Annotated in this window: 3 protein-coding genes and 1 pseudogene; 2 read left to right on the forward strand and 2 right to left on the reverse strand. The window is 70.0% G+C overall.

The genetic code is table 11. The features are described from left to right. Positions 1–160 precede the first annotated feature (160 nt). Together A8G15_RS28840 and A8G15_RS28845 are read left to right on the forward strand one after the other, a co-directional pair. On the forward strand, positions 161–433 hold the full coding sequence (locus tag A8G15_RS28840; RefSeq protein ID WP_068166634.1) for a hypothetical protein: 273 nt from the start codon (positions 161–163) through the stop codon (positions 431–433). A 272-nt stretch (positions 434–705) separates the two neighbouring features. Further along, the gene (locus A8G15_RS28845) at positions 706–1926 is read left to right on the forward strand and encodes a phage major capsid protein (RefSeq protein ID WP_068166635.1); all 1221 of its coding nucleotides are present in this window, start codon (positions 706–708) and stop codon (positions 1924–1926) included. A 121-nt stretch (positions 1927–2047) separates the two neighbouring features. On the opposite strand, the gene A8G15_RS28850 is transcribed toward A8G15_RS28845, so the two are convergent. Together A8G15_RS28850 and eccCa are read right to left on the reverse strand one after the other, a co-directional pair. Further along, positions 2048–2332, reverse strand: a complete 285-nt coding sequence (locus tag A8G15_RS28850) for a hypothetical protein (RefSeq protein WP_068166636.1) — start codon at positions 2330–2332, stop codon at positions 2048–2050. A 438-nt stretch (positions 2333–2770) separates the two neighbouring features. Continuing rightward, positions 2771–4551 (reverse strand): annotated as a pseudogene (gene eccCa / locus A8G15_RS28855) (type VII secretion protein EccCa); the annotation flags it as partial.

Genomic DNA, 4551 nt, shown 5'->3' on the forward strand with positions numbered 1-4551 from the left:
CCGCCAGGACCGCCCGGAGTTACGCCCGGGACCTGGGCCTCACGCCGGGAGTGGAGGCCGACATCATGCGTAAGGCGGTGCTGGAGCATACGGAACCGTTTGCAGGAGACGATATTCCGGAGTGGTTGCAGAACTTCCGCCCGGGTGAAGGGAAGACATCATGAACGATCATCTCGACGACGCTTACGCCACCCTCGTGGTCCGGATGGCTCTGCGCGCGGTGGTGGAGGACGCCCGCGCGGTCCTGGCCGACGCGGACCGCGACACCCTCACGGAGGTGGTGGTCCAGCTCGTCACGGCCACGGTGGACGGGGCGGTGGAGACGTTGGGCCGCGACGCCGCCCGCGCGGTCCTGGCCGACGCGCTGGAGGCGGCGTACCTCGACGCCCACGCCGCCCTCCCCGACGCCGAGGAGCCCCCGCTGGCGTCGTAGGTCCGGCACCGAGGGCGGCGGGGGCGTAATCGCGTGTCCCGCCGCCCTTGTCGTGTCACGTGACGTAATGTGTACGGCAGAGGTACCGGTCCGGCGTCGGGCTGTAGCCGTCCGCCTCCCACGAGGCCAGCGGAAACCACGCCCCGGTCACCTCGTCGGGCCAGCGGTCAATCCGTGCGGGAGCCGTCCTCGTCAACGCGGGGGCCATGCCCTACGGAGTCAACCCGTCCGTCCGGGAAATCGACCAATCCCGTAGATGGAGAACAACTCTCATGAACGCAAGCACCAAGGCCAAGCTGGCCGAACTCCAGAAGTCCGCACTGGCCCACGCCCAGAAGGCCCGGACGATCGCGGAGAAGGCAGAGGCGGAGGGCCGCAACTTCACCGCCGCCGAGAAGGCCGCCTACGACGAGGCAATGGCCACGGGGAAGTCCGAACTGGACCAGATCAACACGATCAAGGCGGACGCGAACATCCACGACCAGGCCAAGGCCCTGGCCGAACAGCTCGACGGACCGGGAGTGCGCCCCATGGACGGGTTCGGTGACGGTTCCCCCGCCGCACCCGCCAAGCGTCGCGGCCTCCCGTTCACCCGCAAGTCCGGGGCGGCGGCACTGGCAAAGTCCATCGCGGGCACCATGGCCACCAGCGGCGGCGGCCAGAAGGCCCTGGCCCCGTCCGGCACGGTCGTAACCGGCATCCCCATGGGTCCGGAGGCCCCGGTGGTCCTGGCCGACCCGGGAGCCACCCTCCTGGACGCTCTGGGCATCGTTCCCGGTGCTCCCACGTACCGGTACCTCCGCCAGATCACCCGAACCAACAACGCCGCCGTGGTGGCGGTGGGTGAAACCAAGCCCACGTCCACCATGGGCCTGGAGGAAATCGAGGGCAAACTCCGCATCGTGGCCCACCTCTCGGAGGGCATCCATGAGTACTGGCTCCGGGACTCCGCGTCCCTGAATCAGTTCGTGGAGGGAGAGCTCCTCCAGGGGCTCCTCCGGGCCATCGAGAACGAGGTGGTCAACGGTGACGGCACCGGGGAGCACTTCACCGGGTTGGCCCACGTGAGCGGTGCCCAGGTCCAGGCGTTCGCGGTGGACTCCCTCACGACCATCCGTAAGGCCATCACCAAGCTGGAGGTGGCCGGACACGCCGCCGGACTCATCACGGTCCACCCGACCGACTGGGAGGCCCTGGAGCTCTCCCGGACCACCGGGGACGGCCAGCTCGAACTGGTGGACTCTCCGGTGGACCGGGCCGCCCGTCGCCTCTGGGGCGTCCAGGTGGTTCCGTCTGTGGCGGTGACCACGGGAACGGCCATCGTCCTGGACACCGCCGCCGTGGCCGTCCGCACGGACGACCAGGTGGAGACGCGGTGGGACACCTCCGGTGCCCAGTTCGAGAAGAACGAGACCCGGGCACGTGTCGAGACGCGGGCCAACCTGGACGTGTACCAGCCCATGGGCGTCGTCCTGGCGGACCTCACCGCGTAGCAAGCCCCCGGGCGGTTGGTCACCGCCCGGACCGTGTGGTCCTCGTCCTCACCGGGCCGCACACCGAAACGCCCCCGTCCGGTTCCGTTCCCGGGCGGGGGCGTTGTCGTGTCGGCGGTGGCTACTCCGTCACCTCTCGCCACTCACCGAACGGCGGGGCCGTCTCCGCATGGACGCGGGTAGGCCCGTGGGCCGACACCTTCACATCGTGGACCTTCACCTTGTCGTCCCCGTTGACCACCCACCACCCGGCTCCCTTGGCCTCGTCCTGGGCGGCGGCGTGTGCCCGCTCCGGGCTCCCGGGCGGTGTCATCGCCACGCCGTAGTAACCCGCCACGGACTCGATGTGGTGGTACTCGTAGTCATCCGAGCCGACCGGCTCCCACACCCGAATCTCTGCACTCACGCTCTGGTCCCCTTGGTTCTCGTTCCGTCCCCGGCCCGGACCAGACAGTACCGGCGGTGCACGACGGGAACGGAGGACGACACGGGACCAACGGAGCGGCTCCGCCGCGCTCCCCTGGACCGATCGGAGCACCCAAGGGTGCCGGTGTCGTATCCCCTCCCCGGAGCTCCCACGGACCATGCCTCGTTACCGCGTCACGACCAGCACCGATAGCCCCGTGTCATCGTGGACACGTGGCTGGGCTGGACCTCCGCGACGCCTGGCCAGACTCACCGTGGAGGCGGGCCGCCCGGTTGCGGCCATTGAGAACACCGGCCCTCGTTGGTTTACGTCGGACGAGGGGTGAGAACGACGAGCGCGGATAGCGCGCATGTTGCACAAGGTGGCCGCCGCCGGGCCTCGTAGGCCCTCTACCTGGGGCGGAGCGGTGCTCCTGGCCAGGCAGTAGAACTGGACCTGTTCGGCGGTGTGGCTCATCGCCATCGACATCATCAGGCTGCGCAGCATCGTCGACTTGCCGGACCGGGGGCCACCCACGACGACGACATTGCCTGCCGCGCCTGCGAGGTCGACTACGAGGGGGTCCCGGCGTTGATCGTAGGGCCGGTCCACGATGCCGATCGGGGTACGTACCGTGGCCTGCCGGAGCACGTCACCGGTGAGCACCGAGCGCGGCACGATCCGGTCGAGGCTGGGCGACTCGTCGAGCGGCGGCAGCCACACCTCGTGTGCGGGCAGGCCGTGGCCGTGGACCCGGCCGACGAGGACGTCGAGCACGGTCCGGCCGTCCGGCTCCGGTTCCGGCGAGGTCGCCTCGGGGACCGATGGCGGCGCAGGCAGTTCGGCCGGCACCTCCCCTGCGGTGAACAACCGCGGCCGAGCCGGCCCCGGCCCGTGGGCGTGCGGGGTCCGGCGGGTGGCGCGGCCGGGTTCGTAGGGACCGGAGACGTAGGCCGCGGCGAACCGCACGATCTCCGCCGAATCGCACTTGAGATAGCCGGAACCCGGTGACGACGGCAGATGATAGGCGTCGGGGACGCCGAGAACACTGCGGGATTCGTTCGCCGAGAAGGTCTTCAGTCCGATGCGGTAGGACAGGTGACTGTCGAGCCCACGCAACCGCCCCTCGTCGAGCCGCTGGCTGGCGAGCAGCAGATGCATGTGCAGCGAGCGCCCGAGCCGGCCGATGGCGGCGAACAGATCGGCAAATTCCGGTTGCTGGGTCAGCAGTTCGGAGAATTCGTCGACGACGATGAACAGTGCGGGCAGCGGTGCCAGCGGCGCACCCGACGTCCGCGCCCGCTCGTAATCACCGACATTGGCGAAATTGCCTGCCGCGCGCAGCAGTTCCTGCCTGCGGTTCATCTCGCCTTCGAGCGCGTCCTTCATCCGGTCCACCATCGCCAGCTCGTCGGCGAGGTTGGTGATGACGGCGGCGACGTGCGGTGCCCGGTCCAGCCCCAGGAAGGTGGCCCCGCCCTTGAAGTCCACGAGCACGAGGTTCAGGGCGTCCGGCGCGTGCGTCGCGATCAGGCCGAGGACCAGGGTGCGCAGGAACTCGGACTTTCCGGAACCGGTGGCACCGATGCACAGACCGTGCGGTCCCATGCCGTTCTCCGCGGCTTCCTTCAGATCCAGTTCGACGGGCGCACCGTCGACACCGACGCCGATCGGCACGCGCAGCCGGTCCCGGCCGCGCCGCGGCGCCCACGCCCGAGCGGGATCGAATCGCGCCGGGTCGCCGAGACCCAGCAGCTCCGGCCAGGTTGCCGGCCGGTCCTCGACCGCACCGAGGTCCCCGGCTGTGGACCCGGTGGTGCGATACGGCGCCAGACGCCGCGCCACCGTCTGCGCCTGTGCGACGCTGATGCCGTCGGCCCTCGCGAAGATCTCGACCGTGCCGCCCGCACGGGCACCGAGTTCCCGGCCGTCGGCGATCAACTGCAACCCCCGGGTTGCGGCGAGCCGCGGCACGAACCGGCACAGATCGAGCACCACGACCGAGTCGATCCCACCGTCGTCGAGGACACCGGACCCGGACCCGTGGACACCGCCGTCCACGACGACGACGATCTGCGGCTCCCGCCCCGTCACGCACCTCCGGATGCTGGGCGTGGGGAAGCCATTTCACCCATTCCCACTCCGCAGCGGTGTCGGGTCCGCAGACGACGGCGACCTGGAGCACGTCCGGCCCGTGGAACGTGCACAGCTGGACGAGC

This window comes from Rhodococcus phenolicus (genome assembly GCF_001646785.1).
In the GTDB taxonomy this organism is placed as follows: domain Bacteria; phylum Actinomycetota; class Actinomycetes; order Mycobacteriales; family Mycobacteriaceae; genus Rhodococcus; species Rhodococcus phenolicus.

Excerpts from the sequence above, each read along its gene's own strand:
- A8G15_RS28840 (WP_068166634.1), top strand. The coding sequence starts at position 161 with ATGAACGATCATCTCGACGACGCTTACGCCACCCTCGTGGTCCGGATG.
- A8G15_RS28845 (WP_068166635.1), top strand. The coding sequence starts at position 706 with ATGAACGCAAGCACCAAGGCCAAGCTGGCCGAACTCCAGAAGTCCGCA.